Annotated in this window: 16 protein-coding genes; 2 read left to right on the top strand and 14 right to left on the bottom strand. The window is 45.8% G+C overall.

From position 1 onward, the window contains the following. Nucleotides 1-12: 12 nt before the first annotated feature. The 7 genes from A3844_RS09015 to A3844_RS09045 all read right to left on the bottom strand — a co-directional run bounded on the left by A3844_RS09015 (nucleotide 13) and on the right by A3844_RS09045 (nucleotide 12999). On the bottom strand, nucleotides 13-5256 hold the full coding sequence (locus tag A3844_RS09015; protein ID WP_074107221.1) for an S-layer homology domain-containing protein: 5244 nt from the start codon (nucleotides 5254-5256) through the stop codon (nucleotides 13-15). Between the two features lie 367 nt (nucleotides 5257-5623). Beyond that, nucleotides 5624-6193 (bottom strand): GNAT family N-acetyltransferase, encoded by a 570-nt coding sequence (locus A3844_RS09020; RefSeq protein ID WP_074107222.1) that lies wholly within the window; start codon nucleotides 6191-6193, stop codon nucleotides 5624-5626. Nucleotides 6194-6293: 100 nt separating this feature from the next. Further along, nucleotides 6294-6860, bottom strand: coding sequence for a DUF4256 domain-containing protein (locus A3844_RS09025; protein ID WP_074107223.1), 567 nt, complete (start codon nucleotides 6858-6860; stop codon nucleotides 6294-6296). A gap of 65 nt (nucleotides 6861-6925) precedes the next feature. Beyond that, nucleotides 6926-8650, bottom strand: coding sequence for an ABC transporter ATP-binding protein (locus A3844_RS09030; RefSeq protein WP_074107224.1), 1725 nt, complete (start codon nucleotides 8648-8650; stop codon nucleotides 6926-6928). Beyond that, entirely contained in the window at nucleotides 8647-10380 is a 1734-nt protein-coding gene (locus A3844_RS09035; RefSeq protein ID WP_074107225.1) for an ABC transporter ATP-binding protein, read from the bottom strand. The genes A3844_RS09030 and A3844_RS09035 overlap by 4 nt, the downstream gene beginning before the upstream one ends. Before the next feature lie 151 nt (nucleotides 10381-10531). Further along, on the bottom strand, nucleotides 10532-11698 hold the full coding sequence (locus A3844_RS09040; RefSeq protein WP_074107226.1) for a cobalamin-independent methionine synthase II family protein: 1167 nt from the start codon (nucleotides 11696-11698) through the stop codon (nucleotides 10532-10534). A gap of 197 nt (nucleotides 11699-11895) precedes the next feature. Beyond that, complete coding sequence (locus A3844_RS09045; RefSeq protein ID WP_074102677.1) at nucleotides 11896-12999, bottom strand: slipin family protein; 1104 nt, start codon at nucleotides 12997-12999, stop codon at nucleotides 11896-11898. A 773-nt stretch (nucleotides 13000-13772) separates the two neighbouring features. Here A3844_RS09045 and A3844_RS33425 point away from each other — a divergent pair. After that, entirely contained in the window at nucleotides 13773-13823 is a 51-nt protein-coding gene (locus tag A3844_RS33425) for a hypothetical protein (protein WP_229521449.1), read from the top strand. Between the two features lie 202 nt (nucleotides 13824-14025). Here the strand turns inward: A3844_RS33425 and A3844_RS09055 are convergent, their stop codons facing one another. From A3844_RS09055 to A3844_RS09080, 6 genes are all read right to left on the bottom strand, one after another. Then, the gene (locus A3844_RS09055) at nucleotides 14026-16974 is read right to left on the bottom strand and encodes a DEAD/DEAH box helicase (RefSeq protein ID WP_074107228.1); all 2949 of its coding nucleotides are present in this window, start codon (nucleotides 16972-16974) and stop codon (nucleotides 14026-14028) included. Between the two features lie 173 nt (nucleotides 16975-17147). Beyond that, nucleotides 17148-19562, bottom strand: coding sequence for a restriction endonuclease-like protein (locus A3844_RS09060; protein WP_074107229.1), 2415 nt, complete (start codon nucleotides 19560-19562; stop codon nucleotides 17148-17150). Next, complete coding sequence (locus A3844_RS09065; protein WP_074107230.1) at nucleotides 19534-21789, bottom strand: MrcB family domain-containing protein; 2256 nt, start codon at nucleotides 21787-21789, stop codon at nucleotides 19534-19536. The genes A3844_RS09060 and A3844_RS09065 overlap by 29 nt, the downstream gene beginning before the upstream one ends. Before the next feature lie 50 nt (nucleotides 21790-21839). Next, complete coding sequence (locus tag A3844_RS09070; protein ID WP_074107231.1) at nucleotides 21840-22163, bottom strand: nucleoside triphosphate pyrophosphohydrolase; 324 nt, start codon at nucleotides 22161-22163, stop codon at nucleotides 21840-21842. A 5-nt stretch (nucleotides 22164-22168) separates the two neighbouring features. Further along, a complete protein-coding gene (locus A3844_RS09075) occupies nucleotides 22169-22855 on the bottom strand; it encodes a nuclease-related domain-containing protein (RefSeq protein ID WP_074107232.1) in 687 nt (228 codons plus the stop codon). Between the two features lie 143 nt (nucleotides 22856-22998). Continuing rightward, nucleotides 22999-23496, bottom strand: coding sequence for a hypothetical protein (locus A3844_RS09080; protein ID WP_074107233.1), 498 nt, complete (start codon nucleotides 23494-23496; stop codon nucleotides 22999-23001). A 151-nt stretch (nucleotides 23497-23647) separates the two neighbouring features. Here A3844_RS09080 and A3844_RS09085 point away from each other — a divergent pair, with 151 nt between their 5' ends. Continuing rightward, nucleotides 23648-23896 (top strand): helix-turn-helix domain-containing protein, encoded by a 249-nt coding sequence (locus tag A3844_RS09085; RefSeq protein WP_074107234.1) that lies wholly within the window; start codon nucleotides 23648-23650, stop codon nucleotides 23894-23896. A gap of 206 nt (nucleotides 23897-24102) precedes the next feature. Here A3844_RS09085 and A3844_RS09090 read toward each other — a convergent pair. Then, a partial coding sequence (locus A3844_RS09090) for a DUF2326 domain-containing protein (protein ID WP_167374657.1) occupies nucleotides 24103-24510 on the bottom strand: 408 nt, incomplete at its 5' end.

Consider the following 24510-nt stretch of genomic DNA (forward strand, 5'->3'; position numbering starts at 1 on the left):
TTTATTCCGAATTTAATTCGTAAGATCCGACTTCTGTAGCAGCCGTTGAATCAGGACAGCCACTTCTGCACGGGTGACATTGGATTTGGCCTCCAGTTTGTTACCGCTGCGGCCGCTGATCAAGCCTGCTTTGACGGCCAGTGCGAGACTGTCCTTAGCCCAGTCTCCTACACTTCCTGCATCCTTGAAGCTGGCAAGTACGCTCGCAGCATCTGCAGCCCCGGTCCGGTCAGCAAGTCCGGTCGGCTTCATCGCTTTGGCAATAATATTCATCGCCTGCTCACGGGTGATTTTGGCATCCGGACGGAATGTTCCGTCTTCGAAGCCGGTAATCAGACCGAACTCAGAAGCTGTTTCTACTGCTCCTGCATACCAGGCATCCGCAGGTACATCCGCAAATGCCGTTTTTCCTTTCCCAAGCTTCAGTCCCAGACCGCGTACGATAATTGCCGCGAACTCCGCCCGGGTAATATCAGAATTCGGATTAAATGTTGTTTCGTTCACTCCGTTAACTACCATACGTGAGCCCATATCATTCACTGCATCCTTAGCCCAATGGTTCTCCACATCAGCAAAGGTCATTGGATGCCAGACCACCGAATAGGAGCTGTTCGTCAGGCTGTTAATCTCTGCATAATACTTTCCGTCCTTCAGGATGATTTTGGTCGGTACATGCCGCACTGTTCCATCAGGGTCTACAACAATCCCTGTTGTAATCCGTTTCGGGTCAATGCCGGCCGGAAGTGCTACTGTCCGCTCAACATACGCGTTAAACCGGCTGATCTCCACTGTCGAATTGCCGTAAGTTCCAGTGATAGTGAAATCCAATGAAGGAGCAATGAGGGTAAAACCACCTCTGCTTGCTGCCCCTGTGATCACCTGGCTCATGGTCGTCGAAGTCTCACCAATGGTAATCTTCAGCTTGATATCTTCCAGCTTCACACCGGTACCGAATTGCTGAGCCATCGCCCCGATGTTGATTTCCTTGGCCGGCAAGATGTAGGAAGCATTATTCGTCTGAAGCACTAATGTTGACGATACATTCTCCATGTTTTTAATCATCTGACCATTCAGTTCGCCGACGAAAATGTTGGAATCCTGTGATACCGGAATTGTAACTACTGCCCCTTTGCCTTCCGTATCCAGCTTCGCTTGAAGTTTGGATGGATCAACAGCGATAGTAGTTGTTTTTACGGTACCGGTAGTTGTGGTCGTCGCTGTGCCTGCATTCTCTTGCTTGCCGTTAACAAGGACTATTACTTCGGTAATCCCCCCAGTGCCACTGGGCGTGCCGCCGGTATTGCTATTCGTGTTGCCTGGATCTGTGCTAGGAGCCGCCGTTTCAGCAACTACAACTGCTATCACGCTTCCATACTTCACTACCTTGCCACCCGCATCAACTTCAGCAATACCCATTCTTTCACCATTCGCCGCAGGAACCAATCCATCACTTCCCACAAGCGTGTAGCCTGCAAGGATGTCTCCTACATTCGGCACTACGGCACTGCCTGTGCCAAAGTTCTTATAGTATAAATTATGCCCAGCTGCAGGTGCAGGTGTGACTGTGATTTGGGTTTTACCGTTATTGCCCGTGCCGCTTGGATCGCTGGCGCTCAAGTTGAGACCGCCAGCTGGAGCAGGCACACTATCCGTAAAGGTCAGTGTGGTAGCCGGTCCTGCCGGTAAAGAGCCACTGGCAGCCACCCTTACTTTAACGATATGATTGCCGCTTAAATCCGGCAGGTTAGTACCGTCATACCGTACATAAGATTTATCATCTACTGCAAATTCCATGCTCGTATCGAGACCTACAATCGCATTGTTCTGATCGTCAGCTGTGACTTCAGGTGCGGCTGGAATGACTGCATTGGAGTTATGCACGGTAACTTGAAGAGCAATGGAAGCAAAGGATGTTGGCGTCGCCTTTACCCGGATGTAGTAGGTATCAGGGGCAAGGCCGGTTATCACAGCATCCTCCACTATTGTCCAAGAGCCTGCGCTGCCTTTCTTGTACTCCATCTGGAGTGTCACATTCTGAATGGAACCGTTGTTAGCCCCGCCGTACGTGATATCTGTGACGGTCACTCCAACCGGAGCTGCAGAACGGGACGGAACATTCAGCGTCTGTGCTGTGCTGTCTGTAGTCGTGGAGCCATTCCCCTTCTTCACGATGCTCAGCGGCGTTCCCAGCCAGCTGCTGTCCATCGCCAGCTTGCCGCTGGCGTCTGCCGTGACTACATTACCGTTCACGGTGTAGGAGCCGCTTGCCGTCAGGCCGGTTAGCTGCTCGGCGGCGTAGTCGATCACTGCCGCCGGGGTGGTTTCCGGCGTGGCCGTGTACGCACCGACCGTCACTTGTACGGGAGCTGAAGCGAATGTTGTTGGCGTCGATTTTGTCCGGATATAGTACGTGTCCGGTGAAAGTCCGGTTACGCTTGTACCCGTTACGTCTGACCAAGCCCCTGCGGAGCCTTTCTTGTACTCCATTGCATTGGTCACATTCGTGAGCGAGCCGTCGTTCGCATTCACTGCTGTTTCATTCGTCTTGCCGACACTGCTTGGTGCCGCCGGACGGGACGGAACATTCAGCGTCTGCGCCGTGCTGTCTGTAGTCGTGGAGCCATTCCCCTTCTTCACGATGCTCAGCGACGTACCCAGCCAGCTGCTGTCCATCGCCAGCTTGCCGCTGGCGTCTGCCGTGACTGCATTACCATTCACGGTGTAGGAACCGTTTGCCGTCAGGCCGGTCAGCTGCTCGGCGGTGTAGTCGATCACTGCCGCCGGGGTCGTTTCCGGCGTGGCCATGTACGCGCCGACCGTCACTTGTACGGGAGCTGAAGCGAATGTTGTTGGCGTTGATTTTGTCCGGATGTAGTACATGTCCGGTGCAAGTCCGGTTACGCTTGTACCCGTTACGTCTGACCAAGTCCCTGCGGAGCCCTTCTTGTACTCCATTGCAGTGCTCACATTCGTGAGTGAGCCGTCGTTCGCATTCACTGCTGTTTCATTCGTCTTGCCGACACTGCTTGGTGCCGCCGGACGCGAAGGAACATTCAGCGTCTGCGCTGTGCTGTCTGTAGTCGTCGAGCCGTTACCCTTCTTCACGATGCTCAGCGGCGTTCCCAGCCAGCTGCTGTCGATCGCCAGCTTGCCGTTGGCGTCTGCCGTAACCGCATTACCGTTCACGGTGTAGGAGCCGCTTGCCGTCAGGCCGGTTAACTGTTCGGCGGTGTAGTCGATCACTGCCGCCGGGGTGGTTTCCGCTATCCCCCCACTTCCGAGCACAATTTTTGTATTCCCGTTACCAACAATATAGAATTTATTATTTTGATAGAGAACCTGGCTTAATCCGCTTCCGCTTACTCCCAGGGCTTGCTCATCATACTTGTTCCATGTCTGTAGATCATTGGAAGAGTACGCAACATGATGTTGAATATTCTGATTGTCGTACATCGTTCCAACAGCAACATACATTCCGTTGCCATAATCTATGGAGTACAGTTCAGTCCAATTTGAGCTTCCGTCAATAACATGGTCTGTCCAGACCGAGGCACCGCTTAACGCTCCTGTGGTCTCCAAAACATGAGGAAATCCATCATTGCCATTCGTAACCACAACCATGTATTTTCCATTTGCATAAGTTACATCATAGATGGAATAATATTCGCTGGATTGCTGATAGTCATTAACTAACGAATCAAGAGAACTCCAACTCGTACCATTCACGGAGCTCCATACGCCTCCAGTACCAAAGGCTACATATACCCCGTTCACATACTTCACGTTATAAAATGTTGCCCCGCTATAGGTTGCGCCTACAGTCCATGAGGTTCCATCAGCGGATGTGAGGATTTTATCACCTTTAGTTACAGCAACAAAGCCGCTGGAGCCATAGGCTAACCCGGTCACAGGCCCTGCAGCTCCGGCTGGAAGATCGGAGATTGTCCAGGTTTGTGCATCTGCCGAGACCCCTACTCTCTTCCCTGCCGCAACGAAAAGATTGTTCCCATATGCAATTTTTGAAAGACCCTGTGCAGGCAGCAGAGTATCGGCTGTACTCAGCTGATCCCATCCGCCTGAAGAGGACAAGATGAACCCATCTGGAAGCTCCGCACTATCATTAGGACTTATGCTTCCGGCAACCCCCCATGTGCTTCCGTTATACGCAATCCCCTGCAAATTACCACTGAGTCTTTTCCAAGTTACTCTATCGGGAGTAACGACAAGACTTGGGGATGACGTAGTGATCAGTACCATTCCTGTACCGTTCGAGGCAGCCGAACGTATCGTATGGTTCGTTACGGAATTCACTGCTGTCCACGCCGCTCCGCCGTTTGCCGAACTATACATCTCTCCTGCCCGGCCAAAACGATACAGCTGTGACCCTACCTGCACAACACCAAGCGTTCTATTGTAGGATGAATCTGCGGTAAACGTCATTCCATCACTGCTGGCGAAACCTTCATTCCAGCTATGTGATACATAGAGCTTACTGTTGTACACAGATAATGAATCCAATCCGTATGAATTACTCAAGCCACTTAAGAATTTAGTTGTCCAGCTTGCTCCATTAGCCGAGTATGCATATCCGGCAAATACATTTCCGGTGACGACATATTTTCCATTAAAGTAGGAGATGTCTGTCAAATAAAATGGGGTGCTGGTGGTCGATCCACTAGGCCAGAAACAAGCCGTTGTACTCCATTGGCTCCAGTTCTGCCCATCTGCAGAAGAATAGACCACTCCCAAGTCCTCCGCCCGGACAAAGGCACTATTGCTGGTACTCCATCTTCCGCCAACAGCATAAAATGCCCCGTTGAGGTAGCGCACACTTTGTAAGACATCAGCAGTTACAGCTGTGGACTTGTCCGTCCATGTTGCGCCTCCGTCCGTGGAAACCATCAACTTGGCTTTTGCACTGGAGTTTGTATAATCTACACCCGTCACCACATAAGTACTTGAAGTGAAGGCAATGCTCCGCCATGAAATTTTGGCATTAGAGAACGGGACAGTGATTAGGGCCCAGTTCATCCCATCTGCCGATTGAATAATTTTCCCGCCTTCACCTACTGCCGTATACTTCCCATTAGCATAGATCACGCTGTTTAAATTTCCGTCCAGATTCCCTGCTACCGCCGATTCAACGGTCAGGTTGCCCCCCGAAGCCTGCGCCCGGACCATATTCAAATTCGGAAATACCAGTAAGAGTGCGAGAATTAAAACTAAGGATCTCTTCCATAACAACTGTTTCTTCATGCTGTTCCTCCTCTTCTCGATTTGATGTGGTGCATAGCAGCTTACTCTGTAGCTATTCCTCAGGTTTATCTTTAAAAAGATTCTTCCTGTGTGAGCGATTTAATTGACAAAGATAAAGTTCGACAAATAATAACAAATCCCTTTAAAATGCGGTACTATATTCAAAAAAATCTTCTGCTAATATTGAAATTTCCGACTAATTAACCTCTTTACTTTTTAATCTCATTAACCCTATAGTCTCATCCGTTACGTATGGTAAAAACAAAAAGAAGGGGCAATACTTCTCCCCTTCCATTCTCTCTTCTTATATAAATAAGAACCCTACTTTTCCTTGAAGCAAATGGACAACCACTAATCCCGTTCCGGCTCATTTTACATAGTCTTCTCTTAGAATACTGTACATTTCTATATCAATAATCCCTTTACCTGACCATAAGGTGGCTTGTCTTAACGTTCCTTCTTTGATGAAGCCGTTCTTCAATAGGACCTTCTTGGAATTCTCATTTCGAGGCATGACTTCAGCCTGAATTCTGTTGACGTTAACGTCCCTGAACAAGAAATCGAGCAACAGGTTTACCGCTCCGGCAGCAATCCCTTTTCCCCAATGCGATTCCGCCAAAAAGTAGCCAATCGTCACCACGTTTACCTTTTGATTAAAGTCTTGAGCTTCAATAATACCCATCAACCGGCCGGGCTCAGAATGGTAGAAGATTCCCCACTTGACCCTTGATTTTTTATGATAGTCTCTCTCGAAATGCCCTATCATGTTCTTCACAGTATCTTTATTGTGTTTCGGGATGATGCCGCAGTATTCAAACACACGGTCATTGTTATAGATTTCAAAAACTTCGTCGAGATGATCATCCTCAATCTTTTTCAATACGATATCATCTGACTGCAGGATCGGAAACTGCCCAAACACGGCTTCTAAGTTCATTGCGGCACCACTCCTATTCTCATATAAGTAAAATGATATAATAATCATTTGTTATTTTCTTGATAATCAATGCGCATATTTGTCCAAGTCTGTGCAAAATTCAGACCCTGAGCGAGCCACGGAATCCCCTAGCACCATAGTAAGAATCCGCACCGTTATGATACACGAAGACATTGCCATAACGGTAATCAGCAAAGATAGCACCACCAAGTTGTCTAATCTCAGAAGGTGTTTTCACCCAGCTTGATGTTTTCATATCGAAATTCCCAAGCTTCTGCAGCTCCCGGTATTGTTCTTCTGTTAACAGCTCAACGCCCATGGCGGCCACCATATTCATAGCGCTGTTTTTCGGCTTATGTTCTTTCCTTGACTCCAGCGCTTTATGGTCATAACATACACTTCTGCGGCCTTTAGGGCTTTCTGCTGAGCAGTCATAAAAAATGTATTCATCCGTCTCTTCATCATACCTAACCACATCCGGTTCACCACCGGTTGTTTCCATTTCATGGAGTGACCACCATTTTTCAGGATTCGCTTCCAGCTTTGCTTGCACTTTAGCCCATTCCAAACCTGGATGGCGGTTCATGTGTTTCTCAAAACGGGCTTCCAATGCTCCGAGCAGTTCTTCACGTTGTTCTGTTGACAATTCTCTTCTTTCATTGGTCATCATGAAACCCCCTCAATTTGTATAACGATTATATTGAATAGGAACCATCGTAATTATACTTCAGTTCACCCCGTCATATACTGGCTCTGGAACAGCAGATCATACGGTTCGTTTCTGTTACGCAGGTTGTCATGCGTATCGAAAGCTGCCACCCTGCCGTCCTTTAGCACCATTACCTTGTCGCAGTCCACAATAGTCGATAAACGGTGAGCAATCGAAATCATGGTTTTCCCAGAGGAGAGACTCTTCAGTTCTGTAATGATGTCACTCTCATTTTCATTATCAAGGGCGCTTGTACTTTCGTCAAAAATAATGATGTCCCTGTCCTGTAAAAAAGCCCGGGCAATCGATAAACGCTGCCTCTGGCCCCCCGATAGCTTTACACCCTTTTCTCCGATGATGGTATCGAGGTGATCCTGCAATGTTTCAATGAAGTCATAAATACGCGCTCTGCGGCAGCACCCGATCAATTCCGCGTCGGTTGCGCCGGCCTTTGCCAGCAATAAGTTCTCTCGGATTGTCATATTGAAAAGAACAGGTTCCTGCACGACTATACTCACTTTGCCCGAAACACTCTCGCCGCTCACTGTATGGATATCAACACCGCCAATCTGTATAGCACCCGCTTGCGGTTTGATCTGCCCGGTCAGCAGCTTCGCGAGGGTAGACTTGCCGCTGCCGCTTTGTCCCACGATGGCCAGATGCTCGCCCTTACTCACCGAGAACGAAATCCCGTCAAGCGCAAATGAATCGTTTCCCTCATACGTAAATCTCAGATTATCAACGGTTAATCCGGTTCCGGCGATTTTCTTATAAGGCCTCTTGTCTGTTTCTACATTTAAGATCCCGATCACTTTCTCGATATTCACCGAATCACTCTTATAATTCATCATGGCATTGCTGATGTTCTCGATGAACCCGAAGAACTGCCCGTAAAAGTTGATAAATACAAGCAGCACACCAACCTCCGAGTAGCCCTTAATAACAAATGCTCCGCCAATGAAGTAGATAAACAGCTGGGTAATGAAGTTTTTGGTGAAGAACGAGTAGGTGATCCCCAGATGCATATAGAGCTGGTTCAGAAACCAAATAGGCCTGATCTTCTTGTAGTGCCCGTTTAATTCAGCGAGTTGCGCGTCTTCCAGATTGTTGGTCTTGATATCCTTCCAGTTTTGAAAATTGGCATGTAAAAAGCTTTCATATTGGATTTGCAGCTTCCAGAGCTCCTCACCGGTTCTCTTCGCTTTCCCTCCCAAAAAATTAACCGTAACCAAAGAAACCGGAACAAAAATAAAACTGAGGAGCACAATCCGCCAGTCGTAGCACAGCAAAATCACGGCAAGCGCAATAGCGTAAACGACAGCGTAGATAAAGTCCAATACATGGGTCGTAAAAAACTTCCCGGCAACCGCAGAATCGTTCTCAATCCGGCTTTTGACGTCGCCAATGCTATAATTGCTGTACACCTCACTATCAAGACTTATATACTTCTTCAGCAATTTGTTCTTGATTCGCAGGTCGAATTTCAGGATTAACTGGTTGGAGAACCGCTTGGCGGCGGCAATCCCGATGGTCGTAAGTAGGAAAACAGCCAGGAACCCTGCGATGACAGGCCAAAGCTCATGTAACTTCTGATCCACGAGGACATGGTTAACCAAAAACGAATACAAGAACAAAGGGATAAGCCCGAATATTAAGCTCCACAGCTTGAACAGGCCAAGCGCAAGGAGCGGCTTGTGAATACCGTCTATATCCCGGGTTAAGGCCTTGAAGGTTTCTATTCGTGTCATACCGCTTCACCTCCTGCAAACTGTTTGCTGAATAAGTCTATATACGTTTTGTTGCTTGTAATCAGTACGTCGTGGGTATCGTAGCCTTCGACAATGCCGTCTGCTAACACCGCGATTTTATCACAGCTCTTAATTGTGGAAAAACGGTGGGCGATGATAATCAGCGTCCGTTCCTTCGACAGTTCACCAAGCATGCTCCGGATCAGCACTTCGTTCCGGCTGTCGAGGGACGAGGTGGCTTCGTCGAAGACCAGAATCTTAGGATTCTTGACCAATATTCTCGCGATAGCCAGCCGCTGCTTCTGCCCGCCGGATAATTCCTGCCCGCCCGTCCCAAGCAGCGTGTCCAGTCCGTCAGGAAGGGCTTGGATAACCTCATACAGGGCTGCTTTCTTAATGGCCTCCATCAAAGCGTCATCCTTATCCTTGCAGTTTGTGAAGGAAAGATTGTAGCGCAGGGTCTGATCATAGAGGATCGTCTCCTGATGGACAATCCCCACCTGGCTCCGCAGGCTATGCAGGTTATACTCCTTAACATTCGTTCCGTCGATCAGAAGCTCGCCGCTGTCCACGTTGTACAGGTTGTAGAGCAGGTTCCCCATCGTTGTTTTACCCGCGCCGCTCCTTCCGATAATGCCAATCGTGCTTCCTGCCTCAATACGGAGATTGAATCCATTCAGAACCGTTCTGTCTCCGGTGTATCCAAAGGTGACATTGTTAAATTCAATCCTGCCCTCTTGGATGGTCTTCGGAGGCTGGTTCTCCCGGTAATCCTCTTCCTCTTCATTCAGAATATCCACGACACGCTGCAAGGAGACCGACTGCCCCCAGACATCGGCAATTTTGCTGTTGATCGAGCTGAAATAGTTCACAGCCATAGTGAAATAGCTTACGGCGGCTACAAAAACGCCAAGCTGCATTTGGCCTTTTGCAATGAAATAAGCACAGATCGTAAATATCAGCAACTGTGCGATCAGCGTGATGAACGAATTCACCCGCTCTGTCGTCACTTCGATTTTTCCGTTGTCCACGTTCATTTTATGGATCGAGGTTGTTTTTCTTAAATAGGTGCTGGTTACTTTCCGGCCTGCATTAAGGATTCGGATCTCCTGCAGGTTCTTCACGATCTCAAATAAATAAGAGGATAGCTTGCCCTGTTCGGCTGCAATATCCTTGTTGACCTTTTGCGCCCGGGTCTTGAAATATTTGGAGGCGAAGAACACAGCGGGAACCAGAACGACCGTAAAAGCCCCCAGAAATATATTGTAGTAAAACATGAAACCGACAGCGAACAGGATATGCAGAAAGTTGGAATACCCCCACAGTCCGCTCCAGAAGACGAGATTCATAACATCCGTGGCGTCGTGGTTCATCCGGCTAATCATATCCCCGCTGTACATCCCGGAGAGGTCCTTCCCCTTCTTATGTAAGATCTTGTTGAACAGAGCCCGGCGGATATCAAATACAAACCCCGTCATCATCTGCGAGGAAATGAGATTATTTAACGTCGCAACCACAAACTGATTGAACAAGAGGATCCCCACATAGATCAGGCACAGATTCATAAAGGCGCTCATGTCTTTATCATAAAAAGCTACATTAATCAGCTTCCCGCCCAGGAACGGGTACATCAGATTGACCATCGTCATTAATGTGGTGATCACAAACCCAAATAAGAATACCCATTTATGCATCAGTATAAATTTGGTGACCCATTGCCTTGTAGTCATCAACTCCCGCAACCCCCTTCCATATATTCACAAAAGAAATTGTAGCACAAACGTTCGCTTGGGAGAGTGATGATTTTATGACTTCTGATTGTTACATATTTATGGCGCAAAAAAAAGACACGAATGGGTTCGTGTCTCTTGTCTGCGATAATTACAACAGCTTACCCCAATATTGCCGGGCAATCTCTTGTCCTTGTCTAATCTTCGCCCACTGCTCATCTTCCGTTAATTCATTGCCGCCATCGCAGGAGGCAAACCCGCATTGATGAGACAGTAATAACCGGTCCTTATCAATAATTTTCGATGCTTCATCCAGCATTTGAACTACACGTGCTTCATCGTCAAGCGTCCTGGTCTTGGAAGACAATAGTCCGAGTACAATCTCCGTCTCCGGCTTATCCTTGAACACTGCAAGCGCCTCAAGGGAGCCTGCACGGTCATCATCCCATTCCAGGAAAAAGCGGTCGTACTTCAGCTGCTTCAGGAACAGATTCGCAATCTTGGCATAGGAGCCGCCGCCCATATTACGGGAATCATAGTTGCCCCGGCAGTTATGCGTCCACATTAGGAGGCCTAAGCTATGACCGTAATCAATGACGGTATTGTTAATGTCAATAAATGCTGCAGCCAGCGCCTGTACTTCCGCTTGATTAATATTCTCGCCGGTATATGGAGAGTTCGGGTTATCATCGGCAAATAGCTCCCATAAGCAATCGTCGAATTGCAGAATACGTCCTCCGGCAGCAGCGAATTCCCCTACAAAATCCTTATAAGCCTTAACCAGACCGTCTTTCAGCTCATGTCTGTCCTTATACACAGCTTCTGTGCCGCCAATGTTATCCGACCAGGATAATTCACCATAAATATGGGACGGCGAAGGTACGCATAACTTGGTCTCCCGGTCGCCGGCAAGGGCCTGAAGCTTCTTATAGGCTTGAATGAAGTGATGGTTCTTTCCACCCAATTCACCTGTAATGCGCAGACCAATATCTTTTCTCGTCTCATATTTGGAAGTTCCATCTGTATCTCTGAAGAAATATCCATGATCCGCAATGTAGCGGTCAATCCCCTGGAAGCCCCAGACAAAGTCCAGATGCCACATCGATTTGGAATATTCGCCATCCGTAAGTATGGTCAGGCCATTCTCACTTTCTTGTTCAACTACAGCCTGAATCGCCTCAGCCTCACACTGTTCATACCCCTGAAAGTCCTGGTAAAAAGGATACCGGATATCATCCCGGTGTTCGATCTGCCCTTTATATTCTAATAAATCCGCCGGACGCAGCAGGCTGCCTACGATTTGAAATCTATTGCACATGAATACTCCTCCTCCATCGAATACATCTCTTGCTCTAATGCATTGATTCTAGCATGGAGGGTTATCCACTAAGTAACACTTAAAAGTGATATCTGGTTATAGGGAAAAGGTATAGGGGGGGGCAGATTTCTTTCCGGAACTCTGACGAAGATTAATTCTCTCTAACTGTACAAAAAAATAGACCGCCAGGAAGCGATCTACTTATTACTGCTGATAAGTGAGCTAAACCGCTCTAGGAGGTCTCCACCGCCTGTTACAGAGATTGAACCGATTTTGTCGCATATTTTCTCGAGGAATTCCAGCTCCTTCAGACGGAACAGGGTCTGATTCTCGTCCATCAGCTTCGCTGTATTCAGCAGGCTGCGCGTCGAAGCCGTTTCTTCCCGGCGGGTAAGCAGGTTCGCCTGCGCTTTCTTCTCTGCGAGCAGGACCGTGTTTAGGATGTCTTTCATTTCCCCCGGTAAAATTACATCCTTCACCCCCGCCCCGAGGAAACGTACCCCGAGCTCTTCTTCCTTCTCCTGGATACGGGATAGAATGAATGTTGCAACATCCTCTTTCCGTTTCAGAAGATCGTCCAATTTCAGCGTCCCGACATATTCCCGGAGCAGGAGCTGAAGCTGGATGTGTATCTGCTCGTCAAAAGCTTTCATCTCCAGAACGCGGTGCGGATTGACGATTTTGTATTGGCATACGAAGTTCAGACGCAGCGAGACCTTATCTTCAGTCATCATTTCCTGGCCAACCAGATCCATCTGCTGCTGTCTTAGATCGACCGTCTTCGTCAGCACTGAGACCGGTCCCTTCCAGAAATAATACTTACCAGGCGTAAGCTCCCGCTTGAGCGTATGATCATAGAACAGGAATCCCTGCTCGTAACTCGCGATTTCACAGCACTGCACGTACGAAGTAAGCTTCGTGATAATCGAGCGGTCGATCCCGGCAGACAGCTCCGGCTGTCTGATATCCGTATGTACGAAGGTGTGCTTTTTCAGGAGGTTCCAATAAGCATACACACCCGGCTTCAGCAACTGCATGAATTGACCATCCTCATAGTGCAAGACAATCTCATGATCCTGTACGCGTACGATATCAAGCTCCCGCAAGAGCTCTTCATCCTGTAAAAACAGCTGTAGGTCTTTGCCCTCGACGCTAAACGGTTTGGCAATATTCATTACTGCCACTGTATGCTGCGACCATGATAAGAAGCGGTAGGTTCCCGGTAGTAGCCGCTTCACATAACTCCCCTTATGAAAGAGCAGACCGCGCTGGTCCGCTTGAATCGTGATTTGCTTCAACATATTTGCACCCCTTTCATGATTGGCCAATGGATGACAGAATCCCGCTGCAGATCAGGCGGAATCACGTTTGAGACAGACGCCTGCCGGGAGGTCCGGGAGGACATTAGGGGTCCGCGGCTAACCCAACCTTCAGCCAACCTTCGTTCCCTTCTGTCCTTGCCGTAGCCTCCCCTGCTGCCCTGCTGCCGGTATCCACGGATTGCAAAGCCCTACCACAGTGCGCTATACCAGCCGCCAGAGATTCTGTCCATTGGTTTCCTTAGCTCAGAATACGCTCAAATTTGTAGCTCGATGGAATCGAGTACTCTACCAGAATCGCTCCCAAGGCGATTGGGGAATCGAACCCCAAAAGGTGACTCTTACCGAAACGAACCGTACAGGATACCGTAACATACATGCCGGCACTGCGGGATCACCTGAGATCCCCGCCTCGTTACGCCCGCCCGGATAAGAACCGAATGTATGATGAACGCGCTCGGCGTTATCTTACAGGCTCTATCATCGCTGATATCCAGCGCAACGAACATGGCGAAAGTATTACGACAGAAGAATACATTTCCAGGGGAGAGTCTTGGGATGCATAGAAAAAAGCCCAAAGGCAGGTGTGGAGGGCCTGTATTTGAGCTTTTTTGAAGGATTCCGTTCGTATATTCAAATTTTTCCATTCATGGTATAATCGCAGAAGCAATAGAAGGCTTATATGGGCGGTCGGCTAATCTCCCGGAAGGGAGGTGATGCCAATGGAGGTTTATCAAGCATTGTCACTGATGTTCATGTTCGGCATGTTCATTATCGCGCTGCTAAATTACCTCAAAAAGAAATAGACCGCCCTTCTCAAGGGTAGCGGTCTATTCTTTGACTGGTTTACCTATTTAAAGCCTCCGCCCTTAAAAGCGGCTATTGCACGGAGAGTCGTGTGTCCAGCACGGCTCTCTTTGCCATTGTACGCTGTTTCTGAGTTCATTATACCATGGTGACAATGTTTTACAACGTAAAACACAATCATATACTCACTTTCTTCTTTTTTCATATTTCATTTACCGTTCCCTGCATAACTGATTTAAGCAGTCCGCTAGCGCTACTTTGGTTATTTTTCAAGCAACGAGTATCCCCAAATACAAAGAAATGATCTTTGGCCCGCGATACAGCTACGTTCATGAGGCTCTTATTTGCATCAATAAAGTAGCACCCATCATTCACACCATACACTGTTGAAAGTATGATTATATTCCGTTCAGCACCCTGAAATGTATGTACAGTGCCCACACCTATTTTTCTCCATAATTGAGGCATTTTTTTCTTTAATGCTGCTTTTATATATCCAACTTGAGATTTAAACGGCGTTATGATTCCAATCAGATTATTCTCCGCATCTTCCGGGTATGCACTACGGATTGTATCAAAATGTTGATGCAGCCATTCAGCGATTTCAACTGCCTCCGTATGGTTATACCTACTGGCTCCTTGTTTTTTTGATCTGTCGCTTTCAATTTGATGAAACCCCATTTGAGGCCATGCTTGCAGACGATGATTCTTACGGTTACCTCCCCTTCCTCTCATAGGAATGAGGTTTCCTCTATACACCAGCTTATTGCAATATTCTATTATTTCATTATAACAACGCCGATGTTCGGATAGAAACAAACCCTTCTCATCATATTTTTCATATTTACAGCTTTTTGAGGCAACCTTCATTACACTTGATCCGAAGCTGGTCAACCCAAGCTCTTCTAAATTACTGTATTCATCAACGGATTTAATCAAACTGCTAGTCAAGGCCAATGCCTTATCCAACGATTTGTTAACACTCCACACAGGTTCAATCTGATAAACGTCCCCGACGACAACCGCTTTCTTTGCGAGTGCGAATGCGCCAGCCGCAATTTCCGGTGATACTTGCCCAGCTTCATCTACAATTAACAAATCAATAAAGTTGTAAAGGAATGTATTTTTCTGTTCTTTATATGCCATGAATTGCTTGGGAAGCATGTAGAATGTCATTACTAAGCAAGGCGTAATCAAAGAGAGTCTGTTATAAAATTTAAAAAGTACATTTTCATAATTTCTGCCTTTTTGCTTGTCACTCAGTTCATCTTCGCCGCTTGCCCACCTACATTCGAAGTAATGAACTGCCAACCAAAACTCACGGTAACGAATTTTCTTATCAATTAGTTCATTGATTGTATCCATCGAAATCTTATACATATCAGATTCGTGATCATGAAGGGTGACCCCGTGCTCTCTCAGTATTTTCAATTGTTCGTCATACCTCTTAATCCAGTCCTCAATGAATTGTGCATCTTTTTGTAAGGATACAGATGAACTCCGGAGTTCAGAAATTTTGAGACTATATATTTCCTTGATGTCTTCAACAGTCATATATTCATTAAGAAATGTAAGCTCATCCGTGGACATAAACAGCCTGAATTCCGTTTGAATTCTTTTGAGATTTTTCCTAATTATTTTCGAGAAAAGTCTAACCAAGTAAGGCACTTTACTATATGTCGCTTCCCACCCAGATACTCTATCTTGATATCTATGAATTTGCTCTTCGAAACCATCTATCTTTTCCTTAAGCTTATCTAACTGCAGATTTATGGGGAAATCAGGATTATGGAATTGTTTAGACTCCTCACATAGAGCAAGTAGATTTTTTTTATTTTCCTCCAAGAACAATAACTCGTGGTGAAGAGCAATGCGACACTCCCCCACTGTATTGAATTCTTTACTAAACAGTTTCCCGCATTGATCTATTATTTTAGCTTTGGAATTATTAATATTCGTTTCCGTCTCGATATCTGATAAAAAGTATTCGCCTTTATTATTGGTGATTTGATAGCCTTGTGCCGCCTCCTTCACTTTCATTCCAGAAGGGAAATAAGTAGCAAAGCTATGAACACCTTCTATCCAACGTTCTTCAAGACTCGAATCAAACAATTTATTAATATTGCCAAAGGAGGCAATAATGTTCGTAACAGCTTGATTATTGGTTGATGTTGCTACAATTAGAGGCGGCTTTTCTTCTGAAATTGCTCTTTTCACATATGTAGCAGCAACTATAGATTGTAAGAGCGTGGTTTTCCCGGTTCCCGGGGGCCCGTTGACAGCCAGCACTTCACCGTTATTCATATTATTGTAATGATTAATGGCTTCTCTCTGAGAAGGAGATAGTGGGTACTCTCCACCCATTTGTCCAGCATGCAAATGCATATTAGACAGTGAATTAGGAATCAATGGCTCCGAGATCGCTTCTGATGTTGAAATGAAGGTGTCATATAAGGGCTTAGCCTGTGAATCTTCAAGGATGTGATTATACAGCCTCATAATATTAAATGTAGCATTAACTGTGTTATCAATAAAAAGATACATATTCTTTTCCAGTTCAATCTGAGTACGCTCTTCTTCATTAGTAATGCTGCTATCTTTAAATTTACTACTCGTTATCTTTTCATAAAACTCAATGACAAATGAGAGATAATCGCCCCAAGTTTTAATCAACTGTACTTGATCAACATGGTCGCTTATATAAGAATCAACATCACTTGCATTACCGATAGCTAATTTAGGTTCTATCATCGGTTGCAAGTACTCTCTGGGGAACCATGGCAGCTTTTTATTATCCGAGTCAAATGAAAGGTAGCCGTTATCGTTTAATTTTGCAGGCACAAAAAACAGTCCTGTCAACTCGTCAATATCATCTTGTATTTTGGCACTTGCTTCATATATTGTCTTTACTGTTTTAATACAAGCAATGACGTTAATAGACGTTTTTTTAGACTTATAACCCTCATCATTGGAATCCTTATTAGCTTCAACAAAGACCTTCTCGCACACCCCACTATGAATTCTTCCCTCCAACAATTGAGAGGGCTCAATAATAAAAAAGGTGTCGTTTTTAAAATCCAAGCCTGTATTCGCCTGGGCTGCCACAGCACTTCTGAAATACTTTGTAACACTTTCTGCTTCTCTGCTCATATCAGACTCCTGAAATATATATTTAATCTTCTGCCATTAAGTATACCTAGAATAGGAATATTTGTAATAGATCTCACTAAATCTTCATCGTTGTACATCCAAAAAAGCGATACAGATAAACTCTGTACCGCTACGTTTTCTATATCGTTTACTATTACCAATCCTTCACTCCTCTATATATTCCTTACCTCCACAACCCTTCCCAGATCCACATACTGCTCATGATCCAGCTTCACCTGCACTCTACCCTTGCGGCGCTTCTCCCGCCATTCGCGAATATCTTCTTCCGTCTCTAAACGAAGCTCGGCAATCTCCAGAGCCCGGTCCAGGATGTACTTGCTGGTATAGAGCACGGTATAGATTCCTTGTCCTCCAAGTACGATAGGAGCAGCCAACCGTTTCCATTCCTCAACCGCAAACCGCACATACAGCTCTTCTTCTGTACCCGGGCGACAAGGGACTTCCTGGATCTCCTTACGCCGCAGCACCTTCCAATCCGCTACTTTCCCTACCCAGTGAATCCCCGTTTTTGCAGGATCATTGAACTTTTTTCTGGATTGGCACATTGCCACGTATTCGATTTGAGTGAGTATCTTAACATCCGCAAGGTTCCTCAACGGCACATGGTAAAAAGAATACCGCCGCGCCACCTCAACTTGTTCAGGGCCTTTAACCGAACCGACCAGCACATTTTTGCCCGCAAGCTGATTGGCATAGTATTCCCTCGTCCCCCGTGGACGTGTGGAGCGTTCGTAAGCTTTTTCCGGACTATCCTGAATAATCTCATCCAAGAATTGCTCTACAAGGCTTGTGGAATTCGGCAGGAACGGCAAGGCGCCAATATTCAGCAGCTCGATGCTTTTGTAAAAATGGTGTGCTTTGTACCGCTCCTCGTCTGGATACGGAAACAATACATACGCGCCAAACATACTTCGCTCATATTCTCCTGAGCCTTTTTCCTGGTACACAATCGCGTCCCGATACCGGTGCATCGTGTTGATGTCCTCCTCCTCAGGTCCAGGCTGTCTATATTTCTCATGATAGGAAGTACCCTCATAAGCCGGATTTAAGCGGTATTTGGCATCAAAAACATACTTATACTCTTTGACTCTGCCCGCATCCTTCTTCTTCAGCGTCAGTACATTATCCGGCCTTTGACTGAGTGTCGGGGTCTTATCCGAGCCGGGAATTGTATTATAGTACAAGATGAACTGCTCCCCATTAACTGGATTCTCGTAGACCATCTTAGCGCTCTGCGTGCGATCTAGCGTAACAAAGATGCCGTTCCGATTCACTTTTATAATATCCTGCTTCACCAGCTTATACTTCTGCCCGAGGAGCTGATTCAGCTTGAGGAAGCACCAATACTCATAGAGCTGAGCAACATCCTTCATCGATAAGCGGAGCAGATCGCCTTGGATAGACAGGCCTTTAAGCAGCATCAGATAGCAGCGATAGACCTCACGGTATCCAGGGGCCATCTGCAGCACAAGCGTAACAGACATCTGCTTCAGCACCCCAGCCTCACGCAAGAAATCCATCTGGAGCACTCGCTCCAGCTGGGTGAGCATGGCATCTAACCTTTTGATCAGTAATGGATCTGGGGTTCGGTTATTCAGCTTCCAGCGACCCTTGAGCTCCTTCAGCTTCCCATGAATACGTTCCAGCATCCAGCGGATGAACCGGTTCTCATTCGTATCATAGGCGAGCCGCTTACGTGTCTCTATTAAATGTGTGGCTGTGTAGCTCCGATTGCCGATGGTTATGAAGCCATGTCTTGGATCTTCTCTCAACCGTTCGGGATGCTTCGTGAGCTCACGTATGTTCTCTCTTCCTGCCTTTTTGACCCGATTGGCATCCATGAGCCTCTGATCCTGGAGTAGCGCGTAATTAGGATTCTTGTTAATCCGCTCGACGGCATCCAAGAGCTGTCTAAAGACATGCAGTAGTATGGTGAAGAACTCCGTCAGGCTCTGATGCTGCGTCTCCCGCAGGCCTGTGAGTTGGTAGGTTCGGCGCAGGAAATCAAAAGCCAAATTATAAATCTGCGCATTCACTTCATTGAGGATGTTCTGGTAATCCAGCTTGTAATCCATCTTCGAGGGGAAAATCTCCATCTCTACCCGCAGTACAGTCTGTCCCTTACTTCGGACCTCCCACTCCGTCAGCCCAACCTCATTCCCGAAGTTCAGAACACCCGCAAGAATAGAGTCCCCTAGAGGCTTAACCGCCTGCCGCAGAAGTACATTCTCATGATAAAAGGAAAGGCTCTCCGAGCTCTTGTTCTGGATCACCAGTTCATACGATTGTGTCTCATAAAAGCAAGGAAACACTGACTCCCCCGGAAGCCACTCCACCATCCCGCCCCTCTCAGGTGAAAAGACCTTAATCTGCACATTACCCAGCCGTTCGGAGCAATCAATCCCAAGCTGCGCATTCACCCACTCCTGACTAGAAGAACGATGAAGCTGCAGGGTCTGTACCGTAGGATGATAAGGCCTTCCTTGGAGAAAAAGCGTAAAAAGCTCCGTTTCTACACGGAACAACTCAGCCGTCCCATTAAGAGAGCCAGAATGAGGTGAATCCATCTTCCTCCAGCCTCCTGAGCATAAAAGCCAATTTACGAGCACTTTGCGGATGCTTGGCCGCAGGCGGAGTTTGGCCAGCAGCCCATTTCATATAGAGCGGAGTAGCATCCTCCATGAGATCATCCATATTAACCGTCACGCCAGCTCCACTACCAATAGCACCTTTAATCAAGTTCAACAGGACTCGACGAACCGAGGAATGGCTTCCTTGGATGCGTGGCAGTATCTTTTGCAACAGTTGCCAGTCAAAAGCCTCTTCTTCACTCATCAGCTTAAACCGATCGTTATAAATCATATAGAAGCAAATCGCATCCCGCACCCGAAAGCCCACATTAGCACGAATATCCTCTAGCAAGGCATTGATCTTAACCAATCTCTCAGTCGTCCGGACCACGAGCTCTTTGTTGACATCATAGGCATCCACTAGCTGCAAATAATCAGAGCGCACAAAAAGATGATTCAGCTCGGCAGCATGAGGGCCCTCATTAGCCTCTACCAGCTCACTCAAATCCGGATACTGCTGCAGATTGATGTAATTGAACTCTAAGGTGCTTGCGCGGTCGAGTACTTTTTTGCTAAAAGGATGCGTGGTCTCATCCATATTCACCGTCCCGATCAAGAACACATTCTCCGGGATGCCAAGACCGCCATACTGTTCTTGATCCTCAGGTGTGCCGAGCAAGGTTGGAGCGATAAGGTCCTGCGTTGTAATCCTTCCCTCCCGCCACTCCTGTGTTTCCAGCACACTTAACAGATCACTGAAATAATGCTCCACCCGTGCCAAATTCATCTCATCCAGGCAGATAAAATAAGGCTTATGCTGATTCTCCAGCTTCCGCGCCTCCACGAACACCTTCGTAATCGGACCCGGTTGGAACCTCCCCGAAAGGTCCTTATACCCCAGCAGATCCGCAGGATCGCTCCAATCCGGCCGGACTGGGATCAAGGTAAACTGACCGTTATCCCGTGTTGCCCCAAGCGCCTCCGCAAACAACTTCACCAGCCGAGTCTTCCCCGTACCCGATATTCCCGCCAGAATGACAAAAGGCTTGGCCTTCAGCGAGAGGTAGAAGTTCTCAATAAGATGCTCAGGGAAGAAGAAGCCTTGGCGGCGGATGTGGGATTGGATTTGGTGGAGGATAGAGGGGATTTCGGCGTCGTCAATTGGCTCAGGTACCGATTCTATATACGCTGTCACTGGCTCTACCTCCAAGGTGCTTGCCGTTTCATTAAGTATGTGATCTTCAACATAGATTCGATAATCTTCCATTACGTTCTGCAGATCCTGTACCAATTTCTCATCTGACGGCACTGTACCACGTTCATACTTTATATAAGCAACAGTAGATGCCTGATAATCATTCCCTCGGCCATGGCCCAGGAGCTGAATATTTTCGTCCTTATTCATATTTGCGAGAGGAATGAGCTTACGAATTTCTTGGGTTTTATTGCGTAGATAGGCATACTTATCCTTGCTCCTCTTCTCCTTCGGTGCAGTTGTTACTCCTTGGGCAAGTGTTAGATACACAGCACTCATATTTTCGGCAAAAAGATAGACGACATATTCACCGCTTTGAGTGGTCGTAGTAATACGTTTATCTAATATTGAAAACCAAGGCACATCTGCCCATTTCCCTTGTCCAATGGAGCCTTGAATCTTATAGTGCTCCTCATTCAGGAAAGGCAAAGCCCTTAGCTCAGAAGGAATTGTCTTTCTCAATAAAGTGCCCAATGAATGATCTTTAAAGGGTTCTCTTTTGGCCTGAACATACTGAGCCATTATATTATCCAGGTGATTTTTTAGAGAGAATTGTTGCATTGCAGTATTATATATATGAAGCTCTTCTTTTGCTAGTTTCTCCAACTGGCGTAGGCCATCCTCCCCGAGTTGATTCTTTACCTCAGGATAAAAACCAATTGAATTATCTTCTGTATCGACAAATATAACCTCTGAAAGAACCTTAACAGGTGTCGTTAAAATAGAATTCAGCTGCCCTTTCGTTATCTCACTCCATCGGGCGTGATAGCGAGAAGGTGTCTCATCTACTCTATGCCCAAGATCTTGTTGCTGGATATAGTAACTAAGAAATCGGTTCTTTACTTTATCAAAAGAAACTCTCTCTTGATCGGTAGTCTTCAGCTCTTCAATTAAAGATAAGATGAGCACCATCTTGTATGATTTTTGTTTTTTCCTAAAAATTTGAGTAATAGATTCTGGTAATGGCATGTTGATCCCCCAATAGGAATAAATGAGTACAGTAATTACTTAAAACTTGATTACTCCGTTACTTCAATCAGAAAAATGCGATCTTTAAATCCTCCGCGTTCCTCGGCTTTCTTAGCACGCACCTTCTCTACATCTTCTGGAAGGACTTTATGCATTAGAGCAAGAGCATAGACCACTTCAAGAATATCGGCCAGCTCTTCCACCCCCTCTGTATCATCAGCGGCTCGGGTATACTCTTCTACCTCTTCTTGAAGCTTCCTTTTTAGTTCGGAAATATAAGATTCTTCCCCTAACGTTATGCAATTGAGGTCCTTACCGGAGCTTCGGATAATTTCAGGGATTTTGTCACGAACAAGTTTGTTGTAGATCGGCATTAATATCAGCTCCTGTTCTTAATTTTATCTACATGAAGCTTACGAATCTCAATATCGGTGATATTAGCCTGAACCAGATAATCATATATGGTCTGGGCCTGGGCTGTAGAAATAGGAGGTTCAGGTGCTGCCGTTCTCAAACTGAGCATCTTCCTGGTGATAAATTCACTTAATTCCACATCATAGACAATCAGTTCGTCCGAGTGGATCTTCCGAAGCTCTGGATCAATACTGAACCTACATCTCATCGTGAATGAAATCATAGAGATGTATTTCACTATGGCCACATCTTTTAACAGACTCTCGATGGCCTTGATATGTCCATAGTTCTGTTTCATCGGATTGTACATCTTGTAACGGTTACTCACTGACCATTGCTGATCCGTCCGTCCACCTTTAATTTCCCCATTATAGTTTTTTGTCTCGATAACAAATACGCAATACGGGGAAATAACAACATGATCAATCTGGGCGTAACCTGTTCTAGACTTGGGATTAGGAAGCAGCAGATCGCTTGATGATCTACATTCCTTAGGTAGCTGGTCAAGCTGAATATTGATTTTATGCTCGCCTAACTCTCCAATTCGTGTGGGAGCAACTTTTGGCTTCGACTTTGGAACTTGCACCTTATGTACAGCCTGTGGCGGCTTAGGATCTGATTTTTGGAAGAGTGCCCTTAGTGCTTTAAACATAGCCCAACCTCTTATCATCTGGATTTACAATATGTATGGTAATTCGACAATATGGGAGGGATTCCCTTCCAAAAATGAGCATAAGAAAAGGACTGTCACGTGAACAGCCCAAGTATGAGTATGCTTATGTTTTTTATTGTGTTTTATTCCGAGAGAACAGAAGGAGCAGTAAAGGCATGTGCAAGCTGCATTCCATCCTTAAGTCCCTGAAGATATAAGCGTTCATAAAGAACGGCCTGCTTCAATTGAAGTTTATTCTCCCAATCCTCAAACTCCGGCATACGAGCAATATCAATGGAGTCAAATAACGCCTGAAAAGCATCGCTCTCTTCTTCAAAAGCTTGTCTAGGCTCCGATTGATATTCTATTTGTGCAGTCACCTCATTCAATCGACCTTGAATTGTTTGTATAAACCACGCTGGAAAGCTCACCACATCTCCCCCAAGACAGAAGTTTAAACGCAAAGCCTCTGAATACCCGTTCTTTTCTTGATACATCTGATTAATAAGTTCATCCACTCTACGACTCTGAGCCTGAAGCGCCTCACTGGTGCTCAACGGAATTCCTTGCTCCATTAATCGCTGCCCGAGTTCATTCAGCTTGCGCTTCTCTTCCTCATATTTATGCGTCAGATTGTGCATTGCATCCTCACCTTTCTGGCAAAGCTAAGTCTGTAGACGATGTACAGATATTTTAGTGCGTTTATCGGTTTATTTTATTTTAATTCGATATCCGCATTAAAACAACTCCTACCTCGCATACAATTCAGTTAAATTGTGAGGTGACACGGAAATGAGGCATCGCAAAGAACCCCCTGGTGACAAAAACATCATCGGGACTAGAGTTGTAGCTATTCGAAAGGCTAAGCGAATGAAGCAAAAGGATTTTCTCGCCAGGTTGCAAACCTTCGGCCTAGACATCAGTCCGACCAGTTTATCACGATTGGAAGGTCAATATAGACTCGTACAGGATTATGAGGTGGTTGCTATTGCGAAGGCGCTGGAGGTTTCTGTTGGGGAGTTGCTGGGGGAGAGTGAGTGAAATCATAAATATAGACACAAAAAACTACAATTCAATTTCTGTTTTATTATTATTACGATACGGTTCACATTAACATAGGCGAAACATTTATTATTCCCCAAAAAAAGTAGAAGCAATCACTAACTAAATGATTGCTTCTACTTGACTTAAATTGATAACCAAAGAAGATCATTCAAAAATTATTTAATATTTTTTTGAAGTTAATCTCAGAATCGCACACTAAAGAGCCTTCCAGAATCCCCAGGGGAATCATCAAGCGTAAGTACTATTTCATCCTCGGAGAGAGTGATTTTTTTATTATTTTCATCCGTTGGGATATCATCTGTTAATGTTGTAAATATATATTGAATATCATATTTATTACACACATTTCTCACTGCATCTAAATATTTTATTTTCCTACTGTTTGACATAGATTCAAATGTACCATCATGATAGACAAATTTATAAAAAGAAGTATTAGAATATGCCATTAATACTGCCAAATCAAAACAAACGCAAAGCATCTTCTTATATGAATACCCATCTGATTGTGAAGTTATCTTTGTCTCATCAAAATTAATAAAGTCTGCATGGAAATCAGGGTTTTTTTCTTTATTTATTTTAAAATAAAT

The sequence above is a fragment of the Paenibacillus helianthi genome (assembly GCF_001909055.1).
Classification (GTDB): domain Bacteria; phylum Bacillota; class Bacilli; order Paenibacillales; family Paenibacillaceae; genus Paenibacillus_AQ; species Paenibacillus_AQ helianthi.